Origin of the sequence: Nonlabens spongiae, assembly GCF_002117125.1 — a bacterium.
In the GTDB taxonomy this organism is placed as follows: Bacteria; Bacteroidota; Bacteroidia; order Flavobacteriales; family Flavobacteriaceae; genus Nonlabens; species Nonlabens spongiae.
Genome location: NZ_CP019344.1, coordinates 2,481,297 through 2,507,518 on the forward strand (window position 1 = coordinate 2,481,297; position 26,222 = coordinate 2,507,518).

The 26,222-nt window shown below is 41.2% G+C and carries 21 protein-coding genes; 16 read left to right on the forward strand and 5 right to left on the reverse strand.

The window, feature by feature from the left end; translation table 11 throughout:
* Positions 1-6: 6 nt before the first annotated feature.
* The 4 genes from BST97_RS11430 to BST97_RS15860 all read right to left on the reverse strand — a co-directional run bounded on the left by BST97_RS11430 (position 7) and on the right by BST97_RS15860 (position 4,039).
* Positions 7-894: a M14 family metallopeptidase gene (locus BST97_RS11430; RefSeq protein ID WP_085767361.1), complete on the reverse strand. Its 888-nt coding sequence runs from the start codon at positions 892-894 to the stop codon at positions 7-9.
* A 90-nt stretch (positions 895-984) separates the two neighbouring features.
* Positions 985-2,028, reverse strand: a complete 1,044-nt coding sequence (locus BST97_RS11435; protein WP_085767362.1) for an ATP-grasp domain-containing protein — start codon at positions 2,026-2,028, stop codon at positions 985-987.
* On the reverse strand, positions 2,025-3,878 hold the full coding sequence (locus tag BST97_RS11440) for a flavohemoglobin expression-modulating QEGLA motif protein (protein WP_157111642.1): 1,854 nt from the start codon (positions 3,876-3,878) through the stop codon (positions 2,025-2,027). Before BST97_RS11440 ends, BST97_RS11435 begins: the two co-directional genes overlap by 4 nt.
* Positions 3,875-4,039 (reverse strand): hypothetical protein, encoded by a 165-nt coding sequence (locus BST97_RS15860; RefSeq protein WP_157111644.1) that lies wholly within the window; start codon positions 4,037-4,039, stop codon positions 3,875-3,877. Before BST97_RS15860 ends, BST97_RS11440 begins: the two co-directional genes overlap by 4 nt.
* Positions 4,040-4,179: 140 nt before the next feature.
* On the opposite strand from BST97_RS15860, the gene BST97_RS11445 reads away from it, so the two are divergent.
* From BST97_RS11445 to BST97_RS16405, 6 genes are all read left to right on the forward strand, one after another.
* Entirely contained in the window at positions 4,180-4,848 is a 669-nt protein-coding gene (locus BST97_RS11445; protein WP_085767363.1) for a succinate dehydrogenase cytochrome b subunit, read from the forward strand.
* A 7-nt stretch (positions 4,849-4,855) separates the two neighbouring features.
* On the forward strand, positions 4,856-6,859 hold the full coding sequence (locus BST97_RS11450; RefSeq protein WP_085767364.1) for a fumarate reductase/succinate dehydrogenase flavoprotein subunit: 2,004 nt from the start codon (positions 4,856-4,858) through the stop codon (positions 6,857-6,859).
* Positions 6,860-6,938: 79 nt separating this feature from the next.
* Complete coding sequence (locus tag BST97_RS11455) at positions 6,939-7,331, forward strand: four helix bundle protein (RefSeq protein ID WP_245833558.1); 393 nt, start codon at positions 6,939-6,941, stop codon at positions 7,329-7,331.
* 48 nt (positions 7,332-7,379) lie between these two features.
* Positions 7,380-8,126, forward strand: a complete 747-nt coding sequence (locus BST97_RS11460) for a succinate dehydrogenase/fumarate reductase iron-sulfur subunit (RefSeq protein WP_085767366.1) — start codon at positions 7,380-7,382, stop codon at positions 8,124-8,126.
* Positions 8,127-8,237: 111 nt separating this feature from the next.
* Entirely contained in the window at positions 8,238-8,708 is a 471-nt protein-coding gene (locus BST97_RS11465) for a very short patch repair endonuclease (protein ID WP_085767367.1), read from the forward strand.
* A gap of 85 nt (positions 8,709-8,793) precedes the next feature.
* Entirely contained in the window at positions 8,794-8,931 is a 138-nt protein-coding gene (locus tag BST97_RS16405; protein WP_085767368.1) for a DUF559 domain-containing protein, read from the forward strand.
* A gap of 100 nt (positions 8,932-9,031) precedes the next feature.
* On the opposite strand, the gene BST97_RS11475 is transcribed toward BST97_RS16405, so the two are convergent.
* The gene (locus tag BST97_RS11475) at positions 9,032-9,883 is read right to left on the reverse strand and encodes a DUF5694 domain-containing protein (protein WP_085767369.1); all 852 of its coding nucleotides are present in this window, start codon (positions 9,881-9,883) and stop codon (positions 9,032-9,034) included.
* Between the two features lie 185 nt (positions 9,884-10,068).
* On the opposite strand from BST97_RS11475, the gene BST97_RS11480 reads away from it, so the two are divergent.
* From BST97_RS11480 to BST97_RS11525, 10 genes are all read left to right on the forward strand, one after another.
* On the forward strand, positions 10,069-11,100 hold the full coding sequence (locus BST97_RS11480) for a sensor histidine kinase (RefSeq protein WP_085767370.1): 1,032 nt from the start codon (positions 10,069-10,071) through the stop codon (positions 11,098-11,100).
* On the forward strand, positions 11,097-11,786 hold the full coding sequence (locus BST97_RS11485) for a LytR/AlgR family response regulator transcription factor (RefSeq protein WP_085767371.1): 690 nt from the start codon (positions 11,097-11,099) through the stop codon (positions 11,784-11,786). Before BST97_RS11480 ends, BST97_RS11485 begins: the two co-directional genes overlap by 4 nt.
* Before the next feature lie 126 nt (positions 11,787-11,912).
* Positions 11,913-13,136, forward strand: coding sequence for a DNA (cytosine-5-)-methyltransferase (gene dcm, locus BST97_RS11490; protein ID WP_085767372.1), 1,224 nt, complete (start codon positions 11,913-11,915; stop codon positions 13,134-13,136).
* Positions 13,137-13,279: 143 nt separating this feature from the next.
* Complete coding sequence (locus BST97_RS11495; protein WP_085767373.1) at positions 13,280-14,122, forward strand: TdeIII family type II restriction endonuclease; 843 nt, start codon at positions 13,280-13,282, stop codon at positions 14,120-14,122.
* A gap of 12 nt (positions 14,123-14,134) precedes the next feature.
* Positions 14,135-15,697 (forward strand): DNA (cytosine-5-)-methyltransferase, encoded by a 1,563-nt coding sequence (dcm, locus tag BST97_RS11500; RefSeq protein ID WP_085768240.1) that lies wholly within the window; start codon positions 14,135-14,137, stop codon positions 15,695-15,697.
* 19 nt (positions 15,698-15,716) lie between these two features.
* The gene (locus tag BST97_RS11505; RefSeq protein WP_085767374.1) at positions 15,717-16,853 is read left to right on the forward strand and encodes a methionine aminotransferase; all 1,137 of its coding nucleotides are present in this window, start codon (positions 15,717-15,719) and stop codon (positions 16,851-16,853) included.
* Between the two features lie 172 nt (positions 16,854-17,025).
* On the forward strand, positions 17,026-17,529 hold the full coding sequence (locus BST97_RS11510; RefSeq protein ID WP_157111646.1) for a hypothetical protein: 504 nt from the start codon (positions 17,026-17,028) through the stop codon (positions 17,527-17,529).
* Between the two features lie 89 nt (positions 17,530-17,618).
* On the forward strand, positions 17,619-19,763 hold the full coding sequence (locus BST97_RS11515; protein ID WP_085767376.1) for a TonB-dependent receptor: 2,145 nt from the start codon (positions 17,619-17,621) through the stop codon (positions 19,761-19,763).
* Between the two features lie 132 nt (positions 19,764-19,895).
* The gene (locus BST97_RS11520; RefSeq protein WP_085767377.1) at positions 19,896-20,516 is read left to right on the forward strand and encodes a hypothetical protein; all 621 of its coding nucleotides are present in this window, start codon (positions 19,896-19,898) and stop codon (positions 20,514-20,516) included.
* Positions 20,517-20,655: 139 nt separating this feature from the next.
* Positions 20,656-26,181, forward strand: coding sequence for an alpha-2-macroglobulin family protein (locus tag BST97_RS11525; protein WP_245833559.1), 5,526 nt, complete (start codon positions 20,656-20,658; stop codon positions 26,179-26,181).
* Positions 26,182-26,222 lie beyond the last annotated feature (41 nt).

Sequence of the window (26,222 nt, forward strand, 5' to 3'; positions counted from 1 at the left end):
CCAGCTTTATTGCTCCTCAATCACAAAAAAACCATCGTTGCCCTGACCTTGATAGAGCGGCATGAATATGCGAGCGTCCCAAATGCTTTTGACGTCTTCTCCATTATTGTGGGCAAGCAGTTCGCCTTTTGAAATTTTTTGAAAGTTTTCAAATCCAGGTATCATTTTAAAATCATCATCTGATTGGATCTCGTGTCGATGGATGATCTCAAAGGTTTTTTGGTTAGGAGGGTCGTTTTCAAGACTTTCAATACAATCTGGATAGGTCGCTATTTCTGTAAGATCGAGGTCGCAGGCATTTTTTAATATTAGCCAGATCATACTCTCATGATGACGCTTTGAATCCGGGTGGTCGTGTTGTCCTGCCTCAAAAGTGAAACCGGTCAGGCCTCGATCGGTAAAATAGTGATCGATGCTACCGTTTACCATATCGCTGAAACCACGCACAATGTAAGTGGGAAACTTATGAGCCCAGGGGTCATTATCACCCTTAACTTGAACGCTTATGTAGGGAACGCTTTGCGATGAAGTGGTGTGACAGTCAAGAAAGTAAGCTTCTTTGCCATTGTGGTTTTCCAGCTCTTTGTCTAGAATTTCAATAATTTCCATCATTTCAGTTTCCTCTCGCGTCTCGTGAAAGGTTTTTTCAATCTTCTCTTTTGTCCACGTGCGATTCAGATCCTCATCAATAAAGCGTCTGTCATTTGCCAGTGCGTTGAGATTACCGCGCAAACCGACTAATGTTCCTTTTATCTTTGGTTTAGCAGTTTGCAACTGAGTAAAAACTTCTTCCAGCGCCTGAACACCGCTAGGTTCATTACCGTGAACGGCAGCTGTTATAAAAACGAGTGGCCCAGCATCACCGCTGGTGTATTTGTTTATGATTCTTTCCATTAATTTGTTTGAATGATTTGTTTTGAAGATTTTTTGCTTACCCTTCGACGCCGCTCTCAGACCGCCGCATAGTGACCACGCAAAAGCGAACTAATCCATCGTAGCAAGTTGCTTGTTTGTTAAGGCACCTTGATATTGCTGACGGTAGTGGATTTTTCTTTCTATAGCTTCTACCACGTTTGAAGCGAAGTTGGGCATACCCACTTCTTCAAAATAGTCCATCCCACCGGGACTAAGCAAGTTGATCTCGATAAGCTTGTCATCAATAATATCCAGTCCTACAAAAAACAATCCGTCTTTGATAAGTTTTGGAGCAACGATGTCTACAATTTCTTGCATGGCAGGAGTAAGTTCTGTGGTAGCGGCACTTGCTCCCAGCGCGAGATTGCTGCGGAACTCACCCTCAGAAGGTACGCGTCTTAAAATTCCTTTTTGACCATCTTTTTCCATAATTCTACCATTGAGTAATAGCACTCGCACATCGCCATGTTTTACATCTGGTAAAAATTCTTGAGCAATAACATAACCTTCTCTGAGGATTGTTTCAATAATTTGATTGGTGTTTTTTTCATTCTTATCGATCATGTAAACATTCTGTCCTCCCGAGCCTTCCAGTGGTTTTAAAACCATTTTATTGCCCATTTGTTCATAAAATTCCATGAGTTTTTCACGATCACGGGTTACGATACTTTTAGGCTTAATGTATTCAGGCAGGCTTTCAAAATACAACTTGTCAATGAAAGCATTAGCTAGGGTATGGGCATCATTGAGGACGAGAACCCCTAAGTCTTGAACCATTTGCCCGAAGCCTATTCCAGAAAACTCTGCCCATTGCCGCTCATCAGGTTCCTCGGTAGGATTATTTCTTAGGAAAAGCACGTCTAGATCAGTTGCTGCGATAGTCTCAAAATCTTTTTTCTGAATGTACTCCAGCGTTTCTTGAGGATTACGCTTTTTAGCACCTTTAGATATCTTGACTGCTTCAATGTCTACATTCCCATCGCTATGCAGGGTAAATCCTCCCACATTGCAAATGTATACCTCATGTTTCCGGTCATGGGCTTCTGTAATAATTCTTACACTGGTGCCACAACCCTCTTGGTCTATGCGGCTTAATACAAAACATATTTTCATTTCTTGATCATTTGGGCGAGGTAGGTACCTGCATTAATTTCTTTCATTTGGTTTTTAAAACAATTCATTTCTAGATAGCGAGGCTTGATAGCTGGTTTAACGAGCACTTTGCGCTCCACTAGTTCTTTAATAATATTCACGTGATGAAGGGCAAACTTTCCAGCTAACAAAAGCTCGAGATCACCGCCTGTATTGAGGTAATGCCTTAGTTGTACAAAGCCTTTGAGATAAACAATATCCTTGAGAAAACCGCCACCTTGAAACATTCTGGAAACTATATTGAACGCCCTTTCCTTGCTAAAACCATGAGTGTTTTTAAGTAGGTCAAACATCTCAGTAAAACTACATCCTTGTACAAGAGCATCACCCGCAATTACGCGACCCGCAAGAGTACGAAGTCTATTGGCCGTGAGTGAGCCACATAAGAACTCAGCCATTACCGCAAGGCCTTCTTGCATCGTATCATAATCGGCAAGCCCGGTTCTTAGTTGGGATAGCGGTTGTTTAGATCCATTGTAATAAGTAAGTACGTGAGTACCTATCTCGTGCTGAAGCAAGGCATTGGCATCGAGTTGTGTCAATTTTGTATTTAAAGGAAGGTAGAATTCACCTTGAGATACCATCATAATATTGAGATCATCTTTCAAGTGAACCTTCCCCTCAAATTGAGGATCTTGTTTTTTGAAATAGTTAAACTCTTTAAAGGCGAGCTCTTTGAATTGTTGAGCGTTCATCAACTCGTCAGAGTTTCCTTCTGGCTCTTCTACAAGTACTGAGAGAATGTCTTCAGCCTCTTTTTTGAGATCTTTATCTACACCTTGAAAAAGCCTGATGCTGCTGTAGAAAAAATTGCGCGTTCCACGTTCCTTGAGCATGGACAGCTGTTTTTCCAGTTCTTCTCGCTTCTCATTATAGAGAAATGCCAGCGCGGGATCGTCGATCTCATCTATACGTAGATTGAATAATTTACGCTTGAGCTTATCGGGATCAATGGGGAGGAGTCTGTAATGATAATCAGGCACCTCTTTGAAGCCGCTTTCAAAAAATGTTTTTCTGATCTCATTAATATTTACAGGGGCTACCAGCATGAGTAGGCTGTAAGAAGACTCAATAGCGGTAAGTTCCTCATCTATTTTATAGAGTTCCTTATGCACGCTGCGCTTACCCAGTGCTGTATAACTGGGAATTCCCGAGGTAGTCTGCACCCTGACAAATTCAAATATTGCCTTTTGAAGCGCACGTGAAAAGTGGTCTCTAAATCTTCTGAAGAAAACCGGAAACAGGGTTCCATTTGCATTGCGATAAACGGGCGGCACTTCTACATGAATGAAGGCAGCACCGCACTTTAGAATATCGTCTTCATCACAGGGAATTACGTTAACGCCGTCAATGTGGACTTCATCACTGTCCACGGTAACTCCTAGATAAGGCGCATTTTCACTTACCTTAATTTTATGCAGCTCATGTTTTAAAGCCTCGATGGAAGCAGGTAAACCAGATTTGGGAGCGTGAATCTTAAAATCTGTCGAGCCTTTGATGCCGCTATAAATGTCTACAAGCAGAAAGGCATTGTGCTTTCTCGTCATTGTTTCGCTGAGCTTGTTGATCAGCACACCGTAGCTGTAAGCCTCCGTGTTGCCAATAATCAAAAAGGAGGCACCACTTTTCACCAGCCTTCTTGTACCGGCATCATTTGTCTTGTTACGATATATGTATAGAAATGGCAAGGATGGCTCAAAGTGAATGAAGCCCCCTTCAGGTATTTCATAGATACTTCTCAATCCATTCTCACAGTTGGCCACCAGATTATGTAGAAGCTTGCTGTCTGTTTCAGTAGTTGCGGTACTCAAATTTCCAAAACTTTAATCATGGAAGACAAAATAATGGGTTTGCAGAACTTCGGCTTTGTGTTTATAGATACTTTAGTATAATCCATGGCAACTGACTGTTGAATTTTACGCTTTCGCGAAAGCGTAAATAGCACACCTACACGATTGAAAGGTTTGCTCATCTACCACTACTAAATGCTTGTGGGCACATTTAAATTATGTAGATTTAATCCAAATAAGTTTGAGTGGGTTTGCTTTTAACTATTACGATTGAAATTCAAACGGTTGACCGCTATCTTTGCGACAAATTAAAAAAGGATACATGAGCGCATTAGTAAAATCATCGCTTGCACGTAAATGGGTCATGGCCCTCTCGGGTTTGTTTCTGGTCATCTTCTTGACGCAGCACTTTGTGATCAACATCACATCAGTCATAGCTCCAGACACTTTTAACGAGTGGTCTCATTTTATGGGTTATAATCCACTGGTGCAGTTTGTACTGCAGCCCATTCTATTAGGTGGCTTGATTGTACATTTTATAATGGGTATTGTACTTGAGATTCGCAATAACAGAGCACGGCCTATTAAATATGTTGATTTTAGAGGTAATGAAAATTCAACTTGGGTTTCCCGTAATATGATCATCACAGGACTGGTGGTTCTAGCATTTCTGGGACTTCATATGTATGATTTCTGGGCACATGAAATTGCTTATAAATTCATTTACGCAGAACCAGAATCACCTACACGTTACTATGCCGAGACCGTTCATAAGTTTGAGCCTATATGGAGAGTAGTACTTTATGTGTTATCATTTGTGTTACTCGCCATGCACCTATGGCACGGCTTTAATAGCTCGTTCCAATCCATGGGAGTGAAGAGTGTCAAGAGAGGCGATGGGCTCAAGAAATTTTGTTATGCGTGGTCGGTGGCGATCCCAGCAGGATTTATATTTATCGCGTTGTACCACCATTTTGTAGGACTACAATAAGAATATTATGGCAGTATTAGATTCTAAAGTACCTAAAGGACCACTTTCAGATAAGTGGACATTACATAAAAATACAATCAACTTAGTCAACCCTGCAAACAAGCGTAACATAGACGTGATTGTTGTAGGAACAGGTCTTGCTGGAGGTTCTGCCGCAGCGACACTTGCAGAGCTAGGTTATAATGTTAAGACATTTTGTTACAATGATTCTCCTAGACGTGCACACAGTATAGCGGCACAAGGAGGGATCAACGCTGCCAAGAACTATCAAGGTGATGGTGACTCAGACTACAGATTGTTTTACGACACTATTAAAGGAGGAGATTATAGATCTCGCGAAGCCAATGTTTACAGACTGGCTGAGGTTTCTTCAAACATTATAGACCAGTGTGTAGCTCAAGGAGTTCCTTTTGCTCGTGAGTATGGTGGGTTACTTGATAACCGCTCCTTTGGTGGGGTACTGGTTTCCAGAACGTTTTATGCTGCGGGTCAGACAGGACAGCAGCTGTTACTAGGAGCTTATTCGGCTTTGAACAGACAGATCAACCGTGGTAAAGTACAGCCGTTCAACCGTCATGAGATGCTTGATCTAGTGGTAGTAGACGGTAAGGCGCGAGGAATTATCGCTCGCAACCTGATAACAGGTGAGATTGAAAGACATGGCGCTCACGCTGTAGTTATTGCTTCTGGAGGTTATGGTAATGTATTTTTCCTATCAACTAATGCGATGGGAAGTAACGTAATGGCAGCCTGGAGAACCCACCGCCGTGGAGCTTTCTTTGCTAATCCATGTTACACGCAAATTCACCCGACTTGTATACCCGTTTCTGGAGAACACCAGTCTAAACTGACTTTGATGTCAGAGTCTCTAAGAAATGACGGGCGTATATGGGTGCCTAAGAAAAAAGAAGATGCAGAAGCAATACGCGCCGGTAAAAAACGCGGTGTTGATCTTCCAGAAGAAGATCGCGATTACTATCTAGAGCGTCGTTACCCAGCATTTGGTAACCTCGTTCCACGTGATGTTGCATCTCGTGCTGCAAAAGAGCGTTGCGATGCTGGTTATGGAGTAAACAAAACAGGTCAGGCGGTTTATCTAGACTTTGCCGAAGCCTTTGAGCGTTATGGAAAAGTGGAAGCTCTAACCAGTGGTAACAAAAATGCTAGTAAGGAGGAAATCATCGCTTTGGGTAAAAAAGTGATTGAGAAAAAATACGGTAACCTTTTTGATATGTATCAAAACATTACCGACGATAATCCCTACGAGGTTCCTATGAAGATTTTCCCAGCGGTGCACTACACTATGGGTGGTCTTTGGGTAGATTATAATTTACAAACTACCGTTCCCGGATGTTTTGCAGCTGGAGAGGCTAATTTCTCTGATCACGGTGCCAACCGCCTGGGAGCAAGTGCCTTGATGCAAGGCTTAGCCGATGGATATTTTGTTTTGCCTTATACAATAGGCGATTACCTAGCTGATGAAATCAGAACGGGTCCTATCCCTACAGATACGCCAGAATTTGAACAAGCTGAAAAGGAAACCAGAGCTCGCATCGAGAAATTGATGTCAGGTGAAGGCAAACATAGTGTAGATTACTACCACAAAAAGCTGGGTCTGATTATGTGGAACAAGTGTGGTATGTCCCGTAATGCACAGGATCTTCAGAAAGCCATGGATGAGATCAAGGCTTTACGTGAGGACTTCTGGCAAAATGTACGTGTCCCAGGAAGTCCAGATACTAAAAACCAAGAACTGGAAAAAGCAGGCCGTGTAGCAGATTTCCTTGAACTAGGAGAACTATTTGCAAAGGATGCTTTGACTAGAAATGAGAGCTGTGGAGGTCACTTCCGTGAGGAGTATCAGACTGAAGAGGGTGAGGCATTGAGAGATGACGAGAACTTCACGTTTGTAAGCGCATGGGAGTATAATGAGAACCCTCGTGATGCTAAGCTTCATAAAGAAGACTTGGTGTTTGAGAATGTGGAATTGAAGACAAGGAGCTATAAATAGTTAACAGGAAACTGTTAATGGTAAATGGTTATCACTCATGTATTGCTAGATTTTTTCGCTTTCGCGAAAGCAATGTTATTTGAATTGGAAAGCAAGTGAGATGGCTGGAATAAGTTCTTTTAAAGATCTAGAGTGTTGGAAGAAGGGAAGATTTTTGAGAATCAGAGTCAGCGAAGTGATTAAAACCTTTCCACTAATTGAAAAGTATGAATTGATCTCCCAAATGCGAAGAGCTAGTAGATCAGTTACACATAATATTGCTGAAGGCTATGGACGTTTCCATTATCAGGAAAACATTCAGTTTTGCAGAACAGCAAGAGGCTCATTGACCGAGCTTCAAGATCAAATAGACTGCGCTAGATGTGAAGGCTATATTGACGAGAAAATAGAAAACGAATTAAATGATATGGCTCTTGATACGCTCAAGATTTTGAATGGCTATATCAACTATTTGAAGAAAATAAAAGGTTAGTGGCGATTGACTATTAACAGTTAACCATTAACCAATAACTAGAAAGTTATGAAATTAACACTTAAAGTTTGGAGACAAGCCGGTCCAGAGGCCAAAGGAAAGATGGTTACCTACCCAATTGATGGAGTTGATGGTGATATGTCCTTTCTTGAAATGATGGATATTCTTAACGAAGATCTGATCGCTAAAGGTGATGAGCCGGTAGAATTTGATCATGACTGTCGTGAGGGAATTTGTGGATCGTGTAATATGATGATCAACGGTGAACCTCACGGTCCACAAAAGTTAATCACGACGTGCCAGCTCCACATGAGAAAATTCAATGATGGGGATACAATCACAATTGAACCATGGAGAGCAAAAGCGTTCCCAGTAATTAAGGATTTGATAGTAGATCGATCAGCATTTGACCGTATTCAGCAGGCTGGTGGTTATGTATCTGTCAATACTTCGGGAAATACTCAAGATGCTAATGCGATCCCGATCGAGAAAGAAAATGCTGACGAGGCATTCTGGTCAGCAACTTGTATAGGTTGTGGTGCTTGTGTAGCAGCTTGTAAGAATGCCAGTGCTATGTTGTTTACCAGTGCTAAGATTTCTCAGTATGCCCTACTCCCTCAAGGAGAAGTTGAGGCAACGCAACGTGTTCAAAACATGGTGCGCCAGATGGATGCAGAAGGATTCGGAAACTGTACAAATACCGGTGCATGTATGGTAGAGTGTCCTAAGGGTATTAAATTAGAAAACATAGCCCGCATGAACCGCGAGTACTTAAAAGCTGAAACGATAGGATAAATTCGTTTTTTTTTTACCTAAAATATTGAAACCCAGATCAAATTTGATTTGGGTTTTTTGTTTTATGATAAATCTTAGAACTTAAGAGATCAAAGCTTCTTAGATTGAAACATGACCGAGTACACTCCAGAAGAACCTATTAAAGTCCCCAAATTCTCTGAGGAGGCTGGCTTTTATACCACCAACCAACGATCTAAACAAATGAGCAAGATACGTGGCAAAGACACGAAACCTGAGATCAAGCTGCGTAAGGCGCTGTGGGCAAAAGGCTATCGCTATCGTAAAGACTTTAAAAAATTACCGGGTAAACCAGATATCGCTATGCCCATTCACAAGACAGTCATTTTTGTGGACGGCGAGTTTTGGCACGGATATGATTGGGAAAACCGCAAACACAACATTAAAAGCAATCGCGATTTTTGGATCCCCAAGATTGAACGCAACATGCAACGTGATGGAGAGGTCAATCACTTACTGGAGCAGAAAGGCTATAAGGTATTTCGGTTTTGGTCAAAGGAGATTTTGAAAAATCTAGATGCGGTGGTGCAGGAGATTGTAGCTCATATAGAGTTTCATAAATAAGGGCAGGATTTAACCTGCCCTTACTTATCACCAGGAGAAGTTCTCCTCTCCACCTTCATCCGACGAGCGAAACACCACGAGAGGAATGCAACTCGATCGCGAAGTCAATTATTTGCTAGAACAGAAAAGCTACAAGGTTTTTAGATTTTGGTCAAAGGAGGTTTTGAAAAATCTGGATGCGGTGGTGCAGGAGATTGTAGCTCATATAGAGCATCATAAGTAAGGGCAGGTTTAAACCTGCCCTTACTTATCACCGGAAGAAGTTCCCCTCTCCACCTGCATCCCACCAGCGAGAGAGATGCATTAAGGGCTAAGGAGTTTGGCTAATCCCTTAAATATTCCTGAGCATCTACCACATTATATAAAGGACTATATTTCATAAACTCATGGAAAAATGCAATGTGTGTAGCTCCTTGTAGTATTAGTATACGATCGTCAGGCTGGATGTCTAGTCTGTTGATGTTAGCAAACATGCGCAAGTTGCGTTTGTAGAAATCGGCGGCGACGTCTGCTCCTTCAAAGTTACCGTCCGTATTCACATAAGTAAGTAAATCAGCATTTGCGTGTTTTAAGAAACTGATGTATTCTGGAGTGTTGGTGAAGCGGTATAGTTGCTTGGTAGTCGCTTGTTTTTCCAGCTGGGCAGCTTTTTGCAAAAATGGCATAAGCTGACCGTAGTATTTTGATACCGCTGGTGTACCCATAGAATCGGCCATCTGACCTATGCGACCGTAATCATACCCCATTTTATGATCTATAGCGATCAACTCTGCCTCGCTGTGACGGGCAATTTGAAAAGCGAGTAAACCTACCTCACCGTGAAAGGTGCTGACTTTTTGCAGATTCTTAAGGTAAACTTGGTAAAGGGAGTCCATTTCAGCTTGTTGTTCTGGAACCACTTCTACGAGAATTTTTGTGGGTTTGAAGTTCTGAGCAATCTCTTTTGCAAGTTCTGCAATTTCTATTTGACGATGAGGGAGGCTAGCGTCATAGCGGCTTTTATTGGCGTCACTGGTTGCACCCATGTGCCAAGTTCCTAGCAGTAACACATCTGCTCCATCAAATTGAAAGGCTTTTTGAGTTTCTTCCAGAAGCTGTTGTTCATTAATGTTTTGAGCGTTAGTAAAGTAACTGATGAATTGTAAGGCGATAAATGTAGTTAGGATCGTTTTCATGATTTTAATTTTTGATTACGAGCCAAAACTAGAATCACGCCATCGCAGCAAAGACTCTAATCGATGAGTCCTGAAATTTCATCTATGAAATAAGAAGAGAATCTGGGAATCCATTTTACAGATAGAATCCCCTATTTCATCGATGGATCGACTTATAATCAAATTTGAGTTTATAAATTCACTGTATGAAATTAAAATTGGGACGTTTTATTGCCGCTTTTTATGCCTTCTTTCTTCTTATGGAAGTGCTGAGAGAGCTCTTGCGGTCCTCAAAATATGTAGATCAATTTGTGAGTGAGCCGTGGGATATGACACTGCTCGTTCTGCAATCCTCGGTTTTATTTTTGGCTTATGCGATTTGCACCTATTTGTATTTATACTATCAATATCAGAAACGAGCTAAGTGGTTCCATGTTTTGGCGGTGTTTGCGATCGCACTGGGAATCATAGGGCTCAGGTATCTGGTAGAAGAGGTGATTATTAAATCCATTACCGGTTACGGCAACTACTATGAAGGCACCACCGCTTATTACTACATCGCTGACAATCTGTATTATGCGATTCTTTATACGCTTTTTGGGGTCGCCTATTTTTTCATTTTTTATGGTCAGTTCAAGGAAAGACGACAGCGCCAACTGGAATTAGAGAACAAGAAAACCGAGCTTTCATTCTTGCGCTCTCAGGTGAATCCGCATTTCTTGTTCAACATGCTCAACAATATCTATTCCTTGATCAACATGGGTTCTGATAAAGCGCTTCTGGCGACTGATCGACTTAGCAAACTGTTGCGTTACAGCCTTTACGAGAGCGATGAGATGGTAACCGTGGAACATGAGGTGCAGTCCATTCATGACTATATAGCACTTCAGGAATTACGCTTTCGCGAAAGCGTACAAACCACCATCACCCTAGACCCGCAAAGCATTCACCACAAGATATTGCCGTTTGTACTCATGCCGCTGGTAGAAAATGCCTTCAAACATGGTGAAGTTACTGATGCCAATCATCCCGTAAGGATCGCTATCAAAGCGATGGGAGAATATCTTGATATCACGATCAGTAATAAAATTGCCGACAAAAATAAAGACGAAGTAGGCGGTATAGGCGTTGAGAATCTTGAGAAACGCCTACAACTTACCTATGGTGATCGGCATGTTTTTGAACGCAACATAGAAGATGGTCAGTTTATCATCCATATAAAATTACCTACGCAATGATCAAAGCTGTTTTACTCGATGATGAGCCGCTTGCGCTGGATTTATTAGAAAGTCATATTTCAAAAACCGATGGCATTAAGGTCGTGGGTGCTTTTACTAATCCTATCGAGGCGCTGCAAGAACTGGGAAAACTAAGTCCCGATGTGGTGTTTTCAGACATACAAATGCCTGAATTGAGTGGCGTTCAGTTTACTAAAATCATAGGTTCAAAAACCATGGTCGTTTTTACCACGGCTTACGATCAGTATGCGCTTGAAGGATATGATCTCAACGTGGTGGACTACCTGCTCAAGCCTATCAATCTAGAGCGTTTTCAAAAAGCGGTAGAGAAAATCAAGTCTAGATTACAGAAGGCTAGCACAGAACCTGAAAAGACTCCCGATTACATTTTTGTCAAAAGTGAGTACAAAACCCTCAAGATCAATCTAGCGGATATCCATTATATTAAGGGAATGGCAGATTATGTACAGATTGTCACAGCTGGAGATAAAATCATGACGCTGGAAAATCTCAAACATTTTGAAAAAACCCTGCCTTCAAGCAATTTTATGCGTGTTCACAAGAGTTACATAATCGCCATGGATAAAATTGAATTTATCGAGCGCAACCGTGCAGTACTTTTGGGAGATTACATTCCCGTGAGTGAGACTTATAAAAAAGTGTTTTTTGAGCGGGTAGGAGGGTGAGATTATTATTTAGCGCTTTAAAGTAGCCGAATTACATGTAATATGGCTAATTGTTAAAAATTTCTTGATGCAAAATTCAACCTAGTTACTGTCATATATTTGTAACCACATTACACATCTTTACACATGGTTACTAAAAATCATTACACTATAGGAGAAGCCGCGGAATATCTCGGTAAAAATCCAGAAACGTTACGCAGGTGGGATCAAGATGGTAAGCTAGTTGCACTTAGAGAGCCGAGTAGTAATTATAGGGTGTACAGCAAGGAACAACTAGAATCATTTAGTCCGTTCGAATCGAAAGAACAATTGGTTTCAAATTATGTAGAACCTAATAATGATTATCAAGTTCTTGAACTGTTTGCAGGTGCTGGCGGTTTTGCGATTGGGATGGAAAAAGCGGGTTTAAAATGTATGGCTCTCAATGAAGTCGATAAATGGGCTTGTCAAACTTTAAGAAAGAACAGACCAAACTGGAACGTGCTGGAGGGAGATATAAGGGACTTCAGCTTTAAAAAATATCGAGGTCAGGTTGATCTAGTAACAGGAGGATTTCCTTGTCAGGCATTTAGTTATATTGGAAAAAAATTAGGCTTTAAGGACGCACGCGGAACTCTTTTTTATGAGTTTGCAAGAGCGATAAAAGAAGTAATGCCTCCTATCTGTTTAGGAGAAAATGTAAAAGGACTAAAAAACCATGACGGAGGTAAGACGCTTGCTGGGATGGTTTCAATACTAGATGAGATCGGTTACGATGTTGTTGAGCCGCAAGTACTGAAAGCGATTAATTATAATGTTCCGCAAAAAAGAGAACGATTGATTTTAGTGGGAATTCGTAAGGATGTCTCTGCAATATATGAATATCCGTCGCCCAATGATAAAATTTTCAACCTTGAGGACGCTTTAAAAAAAGGGGATTTGTTTGATTCTGACGTCCCAATATCAAAAGGGTCTTCTTATCCCGAATCAAAGAAGAAGTTTCTCGATTTGGTTCCTCCAAAAGGTTATTGGAGGGACTTGCCTTTAGAGATGCAAAAAGAGTACATGCAAAAGAGTTTTTATCTCGGCGGCGGTAGGACTGGAATGGCAAGACGTATAGGCTGGGATGAACCATGTTTGACGCTTACATGCAGTCCTGCGCAAAAACAAACAGAACGCTGCCATCCGGATGAGACCAGACCCTTTACAACGCGAGAATACGCAAGGATTCAAACATTTCCTGATGACTGGGAATTTGCTGGGTCAATTTCTCAGATCTATAAACAAATAGGTAATGCCGTGCCCATAAATTTAGGCAAGGAGATAGGCTATTCTGTGGTACGTTTTTTAAATGAATATAATTCAAAGTGATCTATCGATATAAAACAATTAGGATTGTGTTGAACGATAGGATAAATGTTAGACTCCCATACGAGATAAAGATAAAGGACTATTTTTATCGAAGACTCATTTTACAACGTGATAACTTCGCGGTTGAAAACGTACGGAAATAGATGAAACAACAAGACGAGCAAAAGGTTAGAGACGGAATTAAAAAGGTAGTTTCTGAGTTAATGGACAGAGTCATGCATAAGGTTTTGATTAAGGACCCATTCATAAAGGAAAAACATCATTCCAGTAAACCACTATATGCTGCACTTGTTCCAGACGAAATTTTTAAAGGATCTCATTTTGAGAGACGTTTTGTAACACCGTTTGGGGGTGTTTGGGAAAAATTAGCGCATGTAGTCGCTAATGATTACCACGGTTGCTGTGAAATGGGAAAGATTATCAATGGGGAAATTGGAGCAGAAAGATTAAGAAGAATACAGGAAACCTTGAACAAGTTAGAACACAAGAAAAAAGGTAAGAGCAAAACAAAACCTAATTGGGATGCAGAACTTCATTATATACTAGAAGGTGGGGGTAATCTCATACCTACAAGTGTTGTGTGCGATGTTTACGTGCATAACATTAAAAACAATAAAAAATATGCTTTTGAGCTTAAAGGTCCCTTGCCTAATAGTGACCAGACAAAAGTGAGTAAAGAAAAAATGTTCAAGCTCCTAGCGATGAGTTCTCCCAAAGTAGATGCTGCATTCTACGCATTGCCATATAACCCTTATGGTAAAAAAGCAGACTACAATTGGAGTTTTCCAAAGAGGTGGTTCGATATGAACCATGACAGATCTGTGCTCATAGGCAATGAATTTTGGGATTTTATTGGTGGAAAGGACACTTACAAATACTTCATAAATGAAATAAACAGTCTAGGAATGAAATATAGGGAAAGGATTTATAGGGAGTTTTTAGGAATCGAACCACCAGAAGGTTATAAGGATATAAAACTTCAATAAAAAATGACTGCAATGAAAAACACGTTCACATTTATTGATTTATTTGCTGGAATTGGTGGCTTTAAAATGGCACTAAGTAATAACGGTGGAAGATGTATCAAGTATAGTGAGATAAACAAAGATGCTATCGATAGTTACTGTAAAAACTACGACGAGAGCCCAAGCAATAATTTAGGGGATATTACTAAAATCAAACAATTACCCACCCACGATGTTTTGACTGCGGGAGTTCCCTGCCAAAGTTGGTCAATAGCAGGAAAAAATCTGGGATTTGACGATGATCGCGGTCAATTATGGAATGACACGATATACCTTTTGAAAAAATCTCAACCAAAGGCCTTTATTTTTGAAAACGTAAAAGGTCTGGCGGATCCTCGAAACAAAGAATCATTTCTTTACATATTAAATAGAATAAAAGAGGCTGGATATTATGCGAAACATTTCATCATCAATTCCTATGATTATGGAGTTCCTCAAAACCGAAAGCGTGTTTTCATAGTAGGCTTTAGAAACAAGACTTATTCTGATAAATTTCAACTACCAAAACCTTTCAAAAGCAAAATAAAACTTTCCGATATTTTAGACGTTAAGCTACCCGATGTCGAAACTGGTACTCAAAAAGATTTATTTGGCAATGTGAATATGTCAAGACAAATGAGTCTTTCGAGCAAAAATGGGTTCAACGATTATTTTTTGTTCAACGATCTCAGAAATGGTCAGTCCACGATTCATTCATGGGACATTATTGAAACTTCTGATAGACAAAAGGAGATTTGTTTATTACTATTGAAAAACAGGCGCAAGAGTCAATATGGGATTTTAGATGGAAACCCACTATCCTTAGAGCAATTCAAGACTTTAGACGATTCTATTACCCAGAAAGAACTGTCCAGCTTAGTTGAATTGGGGATATTAAAAGAAGAAGAATATCGTTTTGAAATAAATGATTTCACAGAACAAGAGTTGACTTCCGATGAGAGTGAACTTCTTTCGAGAGAGCATAATGCTTGTCTGATCATAGTTGATTTGAAGACATTTAGACCATTCAAGGTCAAGAAAATTCCGATCAAGGATACCTTAGAGTCTTTGAAAGGAAAGGGCATAATCAAATGCTCTGAGATTCGATATGATTTTAAAAATTCAAAAATTAGTAGTGGTTTATTTGGAGTCAATAGGGTTTTTCTTCCAACTTCAGATGTATTTCCAACGCTAGTAGCGAGTGATACTAATGATTATGTAACTCTGACTCATTTAAACAAAGAGAATCATGAAAAATATAAGAAGGATTTTCTTGAAAAAATTTATTTCTCTGAGAATTATCGAAAGATAACCAAGGAAGAAGCTTGTGCGATACAAGGTTTTCCGAAAGACTTTAAACTTCCAGAATCTAGGGTGAGGTGGATGAAGTTAGTTGGAAATAGTGTTTCTGTTTCGGTAATAGATATGCTTGCTAAGGCAATTATTAATACAGGTATTTTTGAGGAAAATGAGGTTAGTGAAAATCAAAAAGTAAAATCTAAGACTAAGTTAGTCTTCACTAGAAATACGGGAGTCAGCGTAGCTGAATTAAGCTAAATGAAATAAAATTCACTCCATGCTCAAATCAAAACTCCCCCACCTCCCAGAATCCATATTTGCCAAAATGACCAAAATGGCGATCGATCACAACGCCATCAACATGTCACAAGGCTTCCCCAGTTTCTCGACAGATCAAGAGTTAAAAGATTTACTTAGCAAAGCGATTCAAGAGGATAACAATCAGTATGCTCCTATGACTGGCATACTGGATCTGAGAATCAAAATCTCAAACCTTGTGAGCAAACTCTACGGTGGCACTTACAAACCCGATGGCGAGATTTGCATCACCCCAGGAGCTACTCAAGGAATCTACACTGCCATTCAATCAGTAGTACAGAAGGGCGATGAGGTTATTATCATCACTCCAGCTTATGATTTATATGCACCCGCAATCAAGTTGGCTGGAGGCAGAGTAGTAGAAGTCGCCATGGAGTTACCCAGCTTCTCAGTCGACTGGAATAAAGTAGAAGCGGCAGTAAGTTCAAAAACAAAATTGATCATTGTAAACACACCCCATAATCCTTCTGGAGCTATTTTTTCAGAACACGATTGGAAGCAGCTAGAGCAAATTGTAAATAAACACGATTTGTACGTTCTGAGCGATGAAGTCTATGAGCACATGGTTTTTGATGGGAAAAAACACTTGAGTGCGGCTTCTAGACCTTTATTGCGGGATCGCACTTTTATCACGTGTAGTTTTGGTAAGACTTTTCATGTTACCGGTTGGAAATGTGGCTACTGTCTAGCGCCAGAACCATTGATGAAAGAGTTTCTAAAGATTCATCAACAAGTTGTTTTTTGTGTAAATAGACCCGTTCAACATGCCATGAGTGCTTATTTGACGGATTCTAAAAACTATCTAGAACTCGGAACTTTTTATCAGCACAAACGAGATTTATTTTTAGAACTGATTAAGGACAGTAAATTCAAATTTGTACCTACACCTTCGACTTATTTTCAGTTGCTGGACTTTTCTGAGATTACAGATGAATCCGACGTGAAATTTGCTGAGAGACTGACCCGCGAGTTCAAAGTAGCAAGCATTCCTATTTCTGTGTTTATGAATGGTACAGATCCACAAATGCTGCGCTTTTGTTTTGCCAAAAAAGATGAAGAGCTCATTGAAGGAGCTGAAATCTTATTGAGATTATAGAATACCTGCTCAATCTAACTATTGCTCGATCAATACATTGAAGCCTTAAAACATTTAAAACCTATTTATTTTTTGAGTTAAAAATTAATTGTTCGCTTGATTTTTAACACTTGATGAGTCAACTTTAATGTTCATATCTGCTAACTTTAAGTATTCTTAAAATCAATCCCCCATGATAAAATACTTTACGATCCCCCTATTTTGCTTGCTGGTATCATGTGCCTCACAAAAAACTGATGTTGATTCAGTTAAGGTTGATGATTCAGATTATAATATGAGTGATATCTATGCTCAAAACTGGATGGGTGGCGCGCCCGGCTCAAGTACTGGCACAGATTTATACATCCCTACCCGACTTCTAGGGGACCCAGTAGAGGTACATCAAGTAATTTACAAGGGTAAATCAACCACTCAAGCAGAATATACTGATATTTCAAGAGCAACCGTAGTTGCACATTTCAAAGATGGTCAGAAAGATTCTCAAATGACTGAAAATCCAGAGGGGGAATATGGCAATGAACTTCCCATTATGAATCCAAAAGCCAAAAATCTCAAAGACGATGAAGCACTTATCGTTTTTTCTAGAAATGGAAAACGATATGAGAAAGTTATAAAGAATGTAAAGCAGAAACCAGCTTTACCTTATCCTAGCATGCCTTCAAATCAATCTAATTAACATTTCAGACTTTGGAAACTACGATTGGGTAGATCGATTTTCTGAAAACTTACCTCATGCCTCACTTTTGAATCATCAAATTGTGAGGCATGAAACTTTTTACACTTTTTCCATTATTAATTCTAAGCTTTTTAAGTCAAGCTCAAACCACTATTTCTGGCGTCATAACAGACACAGATAAAAACCCATTGCTGGATGTCAACGTCTACCTAGACGGAACTTACGATGGCGCCACGACTGATATTGAGGGAAAATTTTCTTTTACCACAATTGAGACGGGAACGCAAGTTTTAGTTGCAAGTGCCGTAGGTTATGAAGAATACAGACTCGAGGCTGACGTAGCGGCGATGGGCTCTTTAAAGTTACGCTTTCGCGAAAGCTTAAACGAATTAAACACTGTCATACTAAGTGCAGGTTCCTTCAGCGCAGGTGATAGTTCTAAAGCCAGCGTTCTCAAACCTCTAGATGTGGTCACTACCGCAAGTGCAGTAGGTGATTTCGTAGGTGCTCTACAGACGCTTCCTGGAACTACGGCAAATCCAGATGATGGAAGACTGTTTGTAAGAGGTGGTCGTGCAGAAGAAACTCAAATATTCATAGACGGCAACCGCGTGTTTAGACCCTTTACACCTACCACGGGAAACCTGCCCACTCGAGGACGATTTTCACCATTTTTATTTGACGGAATCACTTTTTCTACAGGTGGTTACAGCGCTGAATACGGTGACGCACTTTCCAGTGTACTCTTGCTCAACACGACAGATTTTCCAGAAGAAGAAAAAACAGAAATAGGCATTATGACGGTAGGCGCTAGTTTGGGAAATACTCAAATTTGGGGTGATAATAGTGTGAGTGTTAATGCGGGTTACATCAATCTAGAACCTTATAATAATATCATTCCACAAAACAATAGGTTTACTGATGCTTTTGAGAGCCTCAATGCCGAAGCTGTGTACCGACACAAGTTCAAAAAAGGAATGTTCAAAGCCTACAGTGCATTTTCTTATAATGATTTTGCCATAATTCAAGACGACATCAATGTAGCCGATGGTTTTCCCGTGGCGATAACTAACAATAATTATTACGGGAATCTCAACTATTTAGGTGATTTATCAGACTCTTGGAAAATAGAAACTGGACTAAGCCTTGCACACGACACTAACGATTTGGAGTTTGGAGAAACGGGTATTGATGCGAGTGAGAACGCAATACACGCAAAATTACGTCTTCAGAAACGCTATAATAATTACTTCAAGTTCAATGTGGGAGCTGAGCAGTTTTTGATTAATTACAACGAAGACATCGCTTTTGAACAGAACAATTTTACCACCGGGATCGATTACGGACTCACCGGTACTTTTGCCGAGGCCGAGATATTCGCATCAAAAGATCTAGCGTTCAAGGCTGGAATACGTGGTGATTATTACTCTGCCAATGAGAAATTCAAGATTTCTCCACGTTTGAGCGCAGCGTTCAGTCTGTCTGAGAGCAGTCAGATCTCACTCGCTTACGGTAATTTTTACCAGATTGCCCAAAACAACATTCAGCAATACAGTCCAGACCTTGATACAGAAAACGCTCAGCATTTTATAGCCAATTTTCTATACAAGAAAAACAACCGTATGCTTCGTTTAGAAGGATATTACAAGTCTTATGATAACCTAATCACCTTTGACACGGCAGTACCTCAATTTGGTACCGAATTTTCAAATAATGGCGATGGGTATGCCAGTGGTCTGGATATCTTCTGGAGGGATGAGAAATCGGTTAAGAATCTGGATTACTGGGTGAGCTATTCTTATCTGGACACAGAGCGTTTGAGTCGCAATTTTACTGAAAGTGCCACTCCTAATTTTGCCACAGACCATAACTTGAGTGTAGTAGGAAAGTATTGGGTTGATGATTTGAAATCTCAGGTAGGGCTAGCATTCAACTACGCGAGCGGCAGACCGTTTACTAATGCTAATCAGGAGGGTTTTTTAAACGATAAAACAAAGTCCTTCCAAAGCCTCGACCTCAACTGGGCCTACTTGATCGATGATCAGAAGATTTTGTATCTATCGGTGAGCAATGTTCTGGGAAGGGATAATGTCTTCAACTACCAGTACAGCAATACACCTGATGCTCAAGGTAACTTTGACCGTCGTGCTATAGGTCAGGCTGCAGATCGTTTTTTCTTCGTCGGTTTTTTCTGGACCATAGGAGGGAGCGATAACCAATTGGATGATCTGTAGAAACAAAGTCACTAGTAACGGGAACTATTCAATTCTTACAGTCCATACTAAGAAAATAACAGTTCGGTATATCTCGCTTTCGCGAAAGCGTAACCACCCATAGTTTTACCTCAAACATTAAAAATCACGATCATGAAAACACTTACCACTCTTCTTCTAATCCTTATCGCAAACCCTGCAATGGCACAATCTAAATATGAAAAAGCCATGATGAAAGGAATGGAGCTCATGCAGCAAGACTTGACTCAAGCGGCAGCGCATTTTGAAAGAGTCTCAGCAGCAGAAAAGGACAACTGGCTACCTACTTATTATGCGGCGCTGGCCTATACAAACAGTTCCTGGGGGCAGCATTCAAAAGAACAGACGCTCAACTACATGAAAAAAGCTCAAGAATTGATAGACGAGGCTGAAATGCGTTCAGAAAACAATCCTGAGATCTTGGTACTTCAGGCTATGCTCAATACGTGCTGGATAACTTATGACGGCGCGGTGTACGGCATGAAATTATCGGCTCCCACGACAGCCATTTATGAAAAAGCACTCGCTATGGCTCCAGAAAATCCTCGAGTAGTGAGTAACCACGCACAATGGATGATGGGGTCTGCAAAATATTTTGGTAAAGATGTCACGCCTTATTGCGGGAAACTTCAAAAAGCGGTTGAGCTATTTCAAAAAGAAACTCAAAACGGTTTTGAGCCCTCATGGGGAAAAGAACGCGCCATTCAAGCACTGGAGCAGGATTGTAAAGGGTAAATAAGCTAATGTAGTGCTCCCTCTCCCTTGGAGAGGGTTGGGGTGAGGCCACCGCAAGAGTAAAAACACAAGATTGAGCAATTGCAAACAATCTTTAGTTCTCGTAACTTTAATGCGGATTTGTTTAACCAGCCGCGTCATGAGATATTTTTTAGCCCTACTCACCCTTTTTTTAACCATTACCTCTTGTTCTGAAAAGACTGAAGAAGAAAAAAAAGAGGAACAACGTAACGAGTTTTTTAAGTTTAGGGCTCATATCTCAGAAGTTACGGATAACCTAATTTCTACAAGCGAGCCCATCACCATACGACTCAATGAACCTGTAGAAGGTTGGATACCTGGACAAGAATTATCTGAAGATCTTTTTGAAACAGACCCTAGTGTGCTTGGAAAGGTTAAAGTGATGGACGCTAGGTCTCTTTCTTTTATACCATCAGAACCCTTAGAGCAAAACACGGAATATGAGGTAAAATTCCATCTGGGTGATATTATCGAGGTAGGAGAAGATCTACAAACTTTTACGTTTAGGGTCAGCACCATCAAACAAAATTTTATCGTTCGCACAGAAACAATCGCAGCTTACGATCGGGAGTTTCAATATCTGGATGGATCAATTTCAGCAAGTGATCTTATGGAATTGACAAACGCCAAAAAACTGGTTAAAGCTAAGCTCAATGGTAAGGACCTACCCATCAAATTCAACGAGAACCCAGATTTAAGCAAATATTTTTCATTCAAAATAGACAGCATTAGAAGGCCCGTTGATAACGATACATTGCTTATAGAGTGGAGTGGTGATGCTATCAAAGTTGATGATCGAGGCAGTTACAAAGTTCCCATAACGGGAAAAAACAACTTCTCCGTCACAAGCATTCAGACCGTCACCAGCGGTTCCAAACATATTCTCGTCACTTTTTCTGATCCCATAAAAAAAGGACAGAATCTGGATGGTCTGGTCAGCGTCTCAGGAGTTGAAAAATTACAGCTAGAAGTTGATGAGAACGAGCTTAAGGTTTTTCCCGCTACTTCCATAAAAGGGACAGTTCAAGTTGATGTTTTTAAGGGAATACAAAGTGTAGACGGCTACAAACTTAAAATGCCTTTCTCCCAGCAAATTGCATTTGAACAAATTGCACCTACGGTTTCTCTGGTAAAATCAGGAACCATTCTTCCCTCATCAAGCCGGTCAAAAATCAATTTCAAAGCTGTGAATCTCAACGCTGTTGAGGTCTGGGTGTATAAAGTATATGAGGATAATGTCTTGCAGTTTCTTCAGAATAACAATTTGGATTCAGACTCAAATTTGAGACAGGTGGGACGGCCCATCGCGAGGCAAGTCATTGACTTGAGAGAGTCTGGAAAAGATGTATCTGTCTACAACACTTATTCGTTAGATCTAAAGGATATTTTACAGGCTGATTCCGGAGCTTTATATCGCGTAGAATTCAAATATCATTATGAATACAGCGCCTATAATTGTGCAGGTAGTACGGCGGTTACCGTTGAGGAAAAGAAGAAAATAGATTTTGATGCTCCTTTAGAAACGACTAATTGGGATACTTATCAGAACTATTATTACTACTATAATGATTATGATTACGATTACAACTGGCGTGACCGAGAAGACCCTTGCACACCATCTTTCTATCGTGACAAATCGATTACTACTAATATTTTGGCGAGTGATCTTGGGATCATTGTAAAGAATGGAAGCAACGGTAGATACACTTTTGCCATAAGTAATATTGTCTCTACAGAGCCTATAGGGGGAGCAGAAGTTCAGCTTTTCAACTTCCAGCAGCAAGAAATTGCAAAAACCGCTTCTAATCAGCAGGGGATTGCCGAGATCAAAACGGACTCCAGAGCTTTTTTTGCCAAAGTAAGCCACGGCGGTCAGGTCAACTACGTTCGCCTTGACGACGGAAATTCTCTACCGGTAAGCAAGTTTGACACTTCAGGAAAGAAGCTGGAAAAAGGATTGAAAGGTTACGTTTATGGTGAACGAGGCGTATGGCGACCAGGAGATAATATTTATCTCACTTTCGTCTTGAACGATAAGGACAACCCACTGCCTAGTGACCATCCCGTAAAACTCAAGTTCAGGGACCCGAATGGCAAATTGATCAGCACAGAAACACTTAAGTCAGGTTTAAACGGCTTTTATCAGTTTGATCTGGGAACAGATGATACCGCACCTACTGGAAACTACAGCGCAAGCATTGAGGTAGGAGGTGTCACTTTCAATAAAACGATCAAAGTTGAAAATATAAAACCCAACCGTCTTAAAGTCGAGCTTGATTTTAAGGATGAGGTAATCAAGAGCGGCGGAAACAACTCGATTGATCTTTCCTCACGATGGCTGCATGGAGCTACGGCAAAATCGCTCAAGGCAGATGTAACGGTCAAGCTTTTACCTACCACTACAAATTTCAATAAATACGACAGCTACACCTTTGATGATCCGGGTAAGTTTTTGGATGTTCAAGAGCAAGAAGTCTTCAACGGCCGTCTCAATTCTGAAGGAAAAGCAACCCTGAATTTTGAGCCCAATATCAGCGGTGAAGCGCCAGGAATGCTGAAAGCTTATTTTTTGACTAAAGTGTATGAAAACGGTGGCGATTTCAGTACTAATGTGGCGACTCAAGAATACTCTCCGTTTGAATCCTATGTAGGTATCGACACGCCTCCTGGCGACAAACAACGCGGCATGCTGCAAACCGATACCAAACATAAAATAGACGTCGTAACACTTAATGAGGACGGATCGCCTAAAGCAGTTGAAAATCTAGAGGTTAAAGTCTATAAGGTGAACTGGAGATGGTGGTGGCAGAGCCAGTCGGGCAGCCTCTCACGCTACGAGGCGCGTAATTACCGCGATCAGGTTTTGAGCACTACGGTAAGTACCAGCAATAATGGAAAAGGTCAGTTTGAGTTTGAGCTGAAATATCCAGACTGGGGCAGGTATTATATACGCGTTTTGGATCCCAATTCAGGGCATTCTACAGGTAAAATTGTTTACGTGGACTGGCCCGGATGGGCAGGAAAGAGTAAAAAATTGGATCCAGAAATGGCCTCCATGCTTGTTTTCAATGCAGATAAGGAAAAATATACCGCTGGAGAAACGGCTCGCATCACATTCCCTTCGGCTGCTGGAGGTCGCGCCCTGGTAAGTGTTGAAAATGGAACTGAGGTTCTAGAAGCACAATGGGTGGACACATCAGCAAAACAAACCCAAGTCGATATCCAGACCAAAAAGAGTTTTGTTCCTAACGTTTTTGTGAACATTACCTATTTACAACCGCACGCCAATACCGCAAACGATTTACCCTTGCGTATGTATGGAGTCATTCCGCTTATGGTGGAGAACAAGAACACGCATCTAGAACCCGAGATCAAGATGCCGAAATCCTTGCGACCAGAAAGCGAAGTAAATATCACGGTGAGTGAGAAAAACAATCAATCCATGACCTACACGCTTGCTGTGGTAGATGACGGTTTGCTGGATTTAACTAATTTCAAGACACCTAACGCATGGAATTCCTTCTATGCCCGCGAGGCACTGGGTGTAAAAACCTGGGATATCTACGATGATGTGATCGGTGCTTACGGTGGGCGAATCGACGCGGCCTTTGCCATAGGTGGTGATGGCAGCGCAGATGCCGCAAAGGCTAAAAAAGCCAATCGTTTCAAACCCGTAGTTGTGCATTTGGGTCCTTTCTATCTCCCAGCTGGCGAGAGCAAAACCCACACGATTAAGATTCCTAAATATGTAGGGTCGGTGAGGACTATGGTTGTTGCTGGAAATGAAGACAGCGAGGCTTATGGAATGGCACAAGAAACCACGCCGGTGAAAAAACCCTTGATGATGCTGGCATCGCTTCCGCGAAAGCTGACTCCGGGAGAGACGGTGAAATTACCGGTAACTGTTTTTGCTATGGAAAAATCGGTTAGGGATGTTTCCATCAAACTCAAATCATCGCCCTATTTTGAATTGCTCAACGGTGATACCCAAATGCTTTCATTTATCGAAACCGGTGACCAGATGGCTTATTTTGAAGTCAAGGTAAAAGAGAAAATCGGTATTGCAAAAATTGATCTCAGCGCTTCCAGTGGCTCAGAAAAAGCCAGCTACAGTACGGAAATCGATGTGCTCAATCCTAATCCATTTACCACGGTTTCAAACCGCATTTCTGTAGAAGGCAACAGTTCTCAAGCATTGACTATTGAGCCTTTTGGCGTGCTGGGAAGCAACAGCGCCACGCTTACGTTCTCAAACATGCCTCCACTGGATTTGGGTAGACACTTGAATTATCTGATCCGGTATCCGCACGGTTGTGTGGAGCAGACCACGAGTGGTGCATTCCCACAGCTTTATCTGCCAGATTTTGTCGAGCTATCTTCTGAGAAGAAACAACGCATTTCCCAAAACATAAAAATGGCGATCAACCGCTTGAACAGTTTCCAGCAGCCCAATGGTGGTTTCTCCTACTGGCCGGGTTACGGTCGCGCAAACGACTGGGGAACAAGTTATGCCGGGCATTTCTTGATCGAGGCAGAGCGTGCGGGTTACAGCCTTCCGCTCTCTTTTAAGAGCAACTGGATCAGGTACCAGAAAAAAGCAGCAAAGGAATGGCGCAATGATAACGGCAACGACCTCATTCAGGCGTATCGTTTATATACCTTGGCGCTTGCTGGTGCCGCAGATCTTTCTTCTATGAACCGCTTTCGCGAAAGCGGAAACCTTTCCAACGACTCTAAACTACGACTGGCAGCCTGCTATGCGATCGTGGGGCAGAAAAAGGCAGCTGAGTCGCTTGTCCAAAGCGCTAACATTAATTTCTCGCCCAGTCGTAACGATTACCGCACGTACGGTAGTCCACAAAGAAACAGGGCGATGGCGCTGGAAACTTATATTTTGACTGACAACAGGGAAAAATCTAGAGATCTCATGGAGACGATTGCCAAGCGCCTCTCAGCAGACGATTACCTGAACACTCAGGCGATTTCTTACAGCCTGATTGCTGTGGCGCAATACGCTAAAAAATATGCCAAAGATCCTGTTGAGGTAAGCTACGAGCTCAACGGAAATAAAGAAACACTCAAAACCGATAAAAGCACAGCCCAGCGCGACCTTGAAATTGAAACGGACGATGTCCAAGTGAAAATTTCAAATGCCTCAAGCGAGATGGTTTTTGTCAATTATTCGGTGACCGGGAAATTACCTGTAGGTCGTGAACAGCCCGCTCAGAGCAATTTAAAGGCCGTTACCACTTATGCAGATCGAGATGGGAACCGAGTGGATATCAACCGCTTGAATCAATCTACCGAGTTCATCGCTACCACAACGATAACTAACAAATCCAGCCTGAATGTCAATGATTTGGCTTTTACGCGTTTTCTACCATCGGGTTGGGAAATTGTGAACACTCGCTTCACTGATTATGGAGATAACACTGGCACGACTGGAGTTGAATATACTGATATCAAAGACGATCGGGTGAACTACTACTTTGACCTGAATGCCGGCAAAAGCATCACACTCAAAACGGTCATCAACGCCAGTTACCTCGGTAAATATTACTTGCCGGGAACGCAATGCGAAGCCATGTATGACGAAGAGTACCTCGTACGTGAAGCTGGCCGCTGGGTGGTCGTGGAGCGGTAGGTGAGATAATAAACGTAAGAATTTTTATGGATGTAAGAAGT

What these genes read in the sequence shown, in the direction of transcription:
- BST97_RS11430 (WP_085767361.1), bottom strand. Translation starts at nt 894, where the DNA reads ATGGAAAGAATCATAAACAAATACACCAGCGGTGATGCTGGGCCACTC.
- BST97_RS11435 (WP_085767362.1), bottom strand. Translation starts at nt 2,028, where the DNA reads ATGAAAATATGTTTTGTATTAAGCCGCATAGACCAAGAGGGTTGTGGC.
- BST97_RS15860 (WP_157111644.1), bottom strand. Translation starts at nt 4,039, where the DNA reads ATGAGCAAACCTTTCAATCGTGTAGGTGTGCTATTTACGCTTTCGCGA.
- BST97_RS11445 (WP_085767363.1), top strand. Translation starts at nt 4,180, where the DNA reads ATGAGCGCATTAGTAAAATCATCGCTTGCACGTAAATGGGTCATGGCC.
- BST97_RS11450 (WP_085767364.1), top strand. Translation starts at nt 4,856, where the DNA reads ATGGCAGTATTAGATTCTAAAGTACCTAAAGGACCACTTTCAGATAAG.
- BST97_RS11460 (WP_085767366.1), top strand. Translation starts at nt 7,380, where the DNA reads ATGAAATTAACACTTAAAGTTTGGAGACAAGCCGGTCCAGAGGCCAAA.
- BST97_RS11465 (WP_085767367.1), top strand. Translation starts at nt 8,238, where the DNA reads ATGACCGAGTACACTCCAGAAGAACCTATTAAAGTCCCCAAATTCTCT.
- BST97_RS16405 (WP_085767368.1), top strand. Translation starts at nt 8,794, where the DNA reads ATGCAACTCGATCGCGAAGTCAATTATTTGCTAGAACAGAAAAGCTAC.
- BST97_RS11475 (WP_085767369.1), bottom strand. Translation starts at nt 9,883, where the DNA reads ATGAAAACGATCCTAACTACATTTATCGCCTTACAATTCATCAGTTAC.
- BST97_RS11480 (WP_085767370.1), top strand. Translation starts at nt 10,069, where the DNA reads ATGAAATTAAAATTGGGACGTTTTATTGCCGCTTTTTATGCCTTCTTT.
- BST97_RS11485 (WP_085767371.1), top strand. Translation starts at nt 11,097, where the DNA reads ATGATCAAAGCTGTTTTACTCGATGATGAGCCGCTTGCGCTGGATTTA.
- dcm (WP_085767372.1), top strand. Translation starts at nt 11,913, where the DNA reads ATGGTTACTAAAAATCATTACACTATAGGAGAAGCCGCGGAATATCTC.
- BST97_RS11495 (WP_085767373.1), top strand. Translation starts at nt 13,280, where the DNA reads ATGAAACAACAAGACGAGCAAAAGGTTAGAGACGGAATTAAAAAGGTA.
- dcm (WP_085768240.1), top strand. Translation starts at nt 14,135, where the DNA reads ATGAAAAACACGTTCACATTTATTGATTTATTTGCTGGAATTGGTGGC.
- BST97_RS11505 (WP_085767374.1), top strand. Translation starts at nt 15,717, where the DNA reads ATGCTCAAATCAAAACTCCCCCACCTCCCAGAATCCATATTTGCCAAA.
- BST97_RS11510 (WP_157111646.1), top strand. Translation starts at nt 17,026, where the DNA reads ATGATAAAATACTTTACGATCCCCCTATTTTGCTTGCTGGTATCATGT.
- BST97_RS11515 (WP_085767376.1), top strand. Translation starts at nt 17,619, where the DNA reads ATGAAACTTTTTACACTTTTTCCATTATTAATTCTAAGCTTTTTAAGT.
- BST97_RS11520 (WP_085767377.1), top strand. Translation starts at nt 19,896, where the DNA reads ATGAAAACACTTACCACTCTTCTTCTAATCCTTATCGCAAACCCTGCA.
- BST97_RS11525 (WP_245833559.1), top strand. Translation starts at nt 20,656, where the DNA reads ATGAGATATTTTTTAGCCCTACTCACCCTTTTTTTAACCATTACCTCT.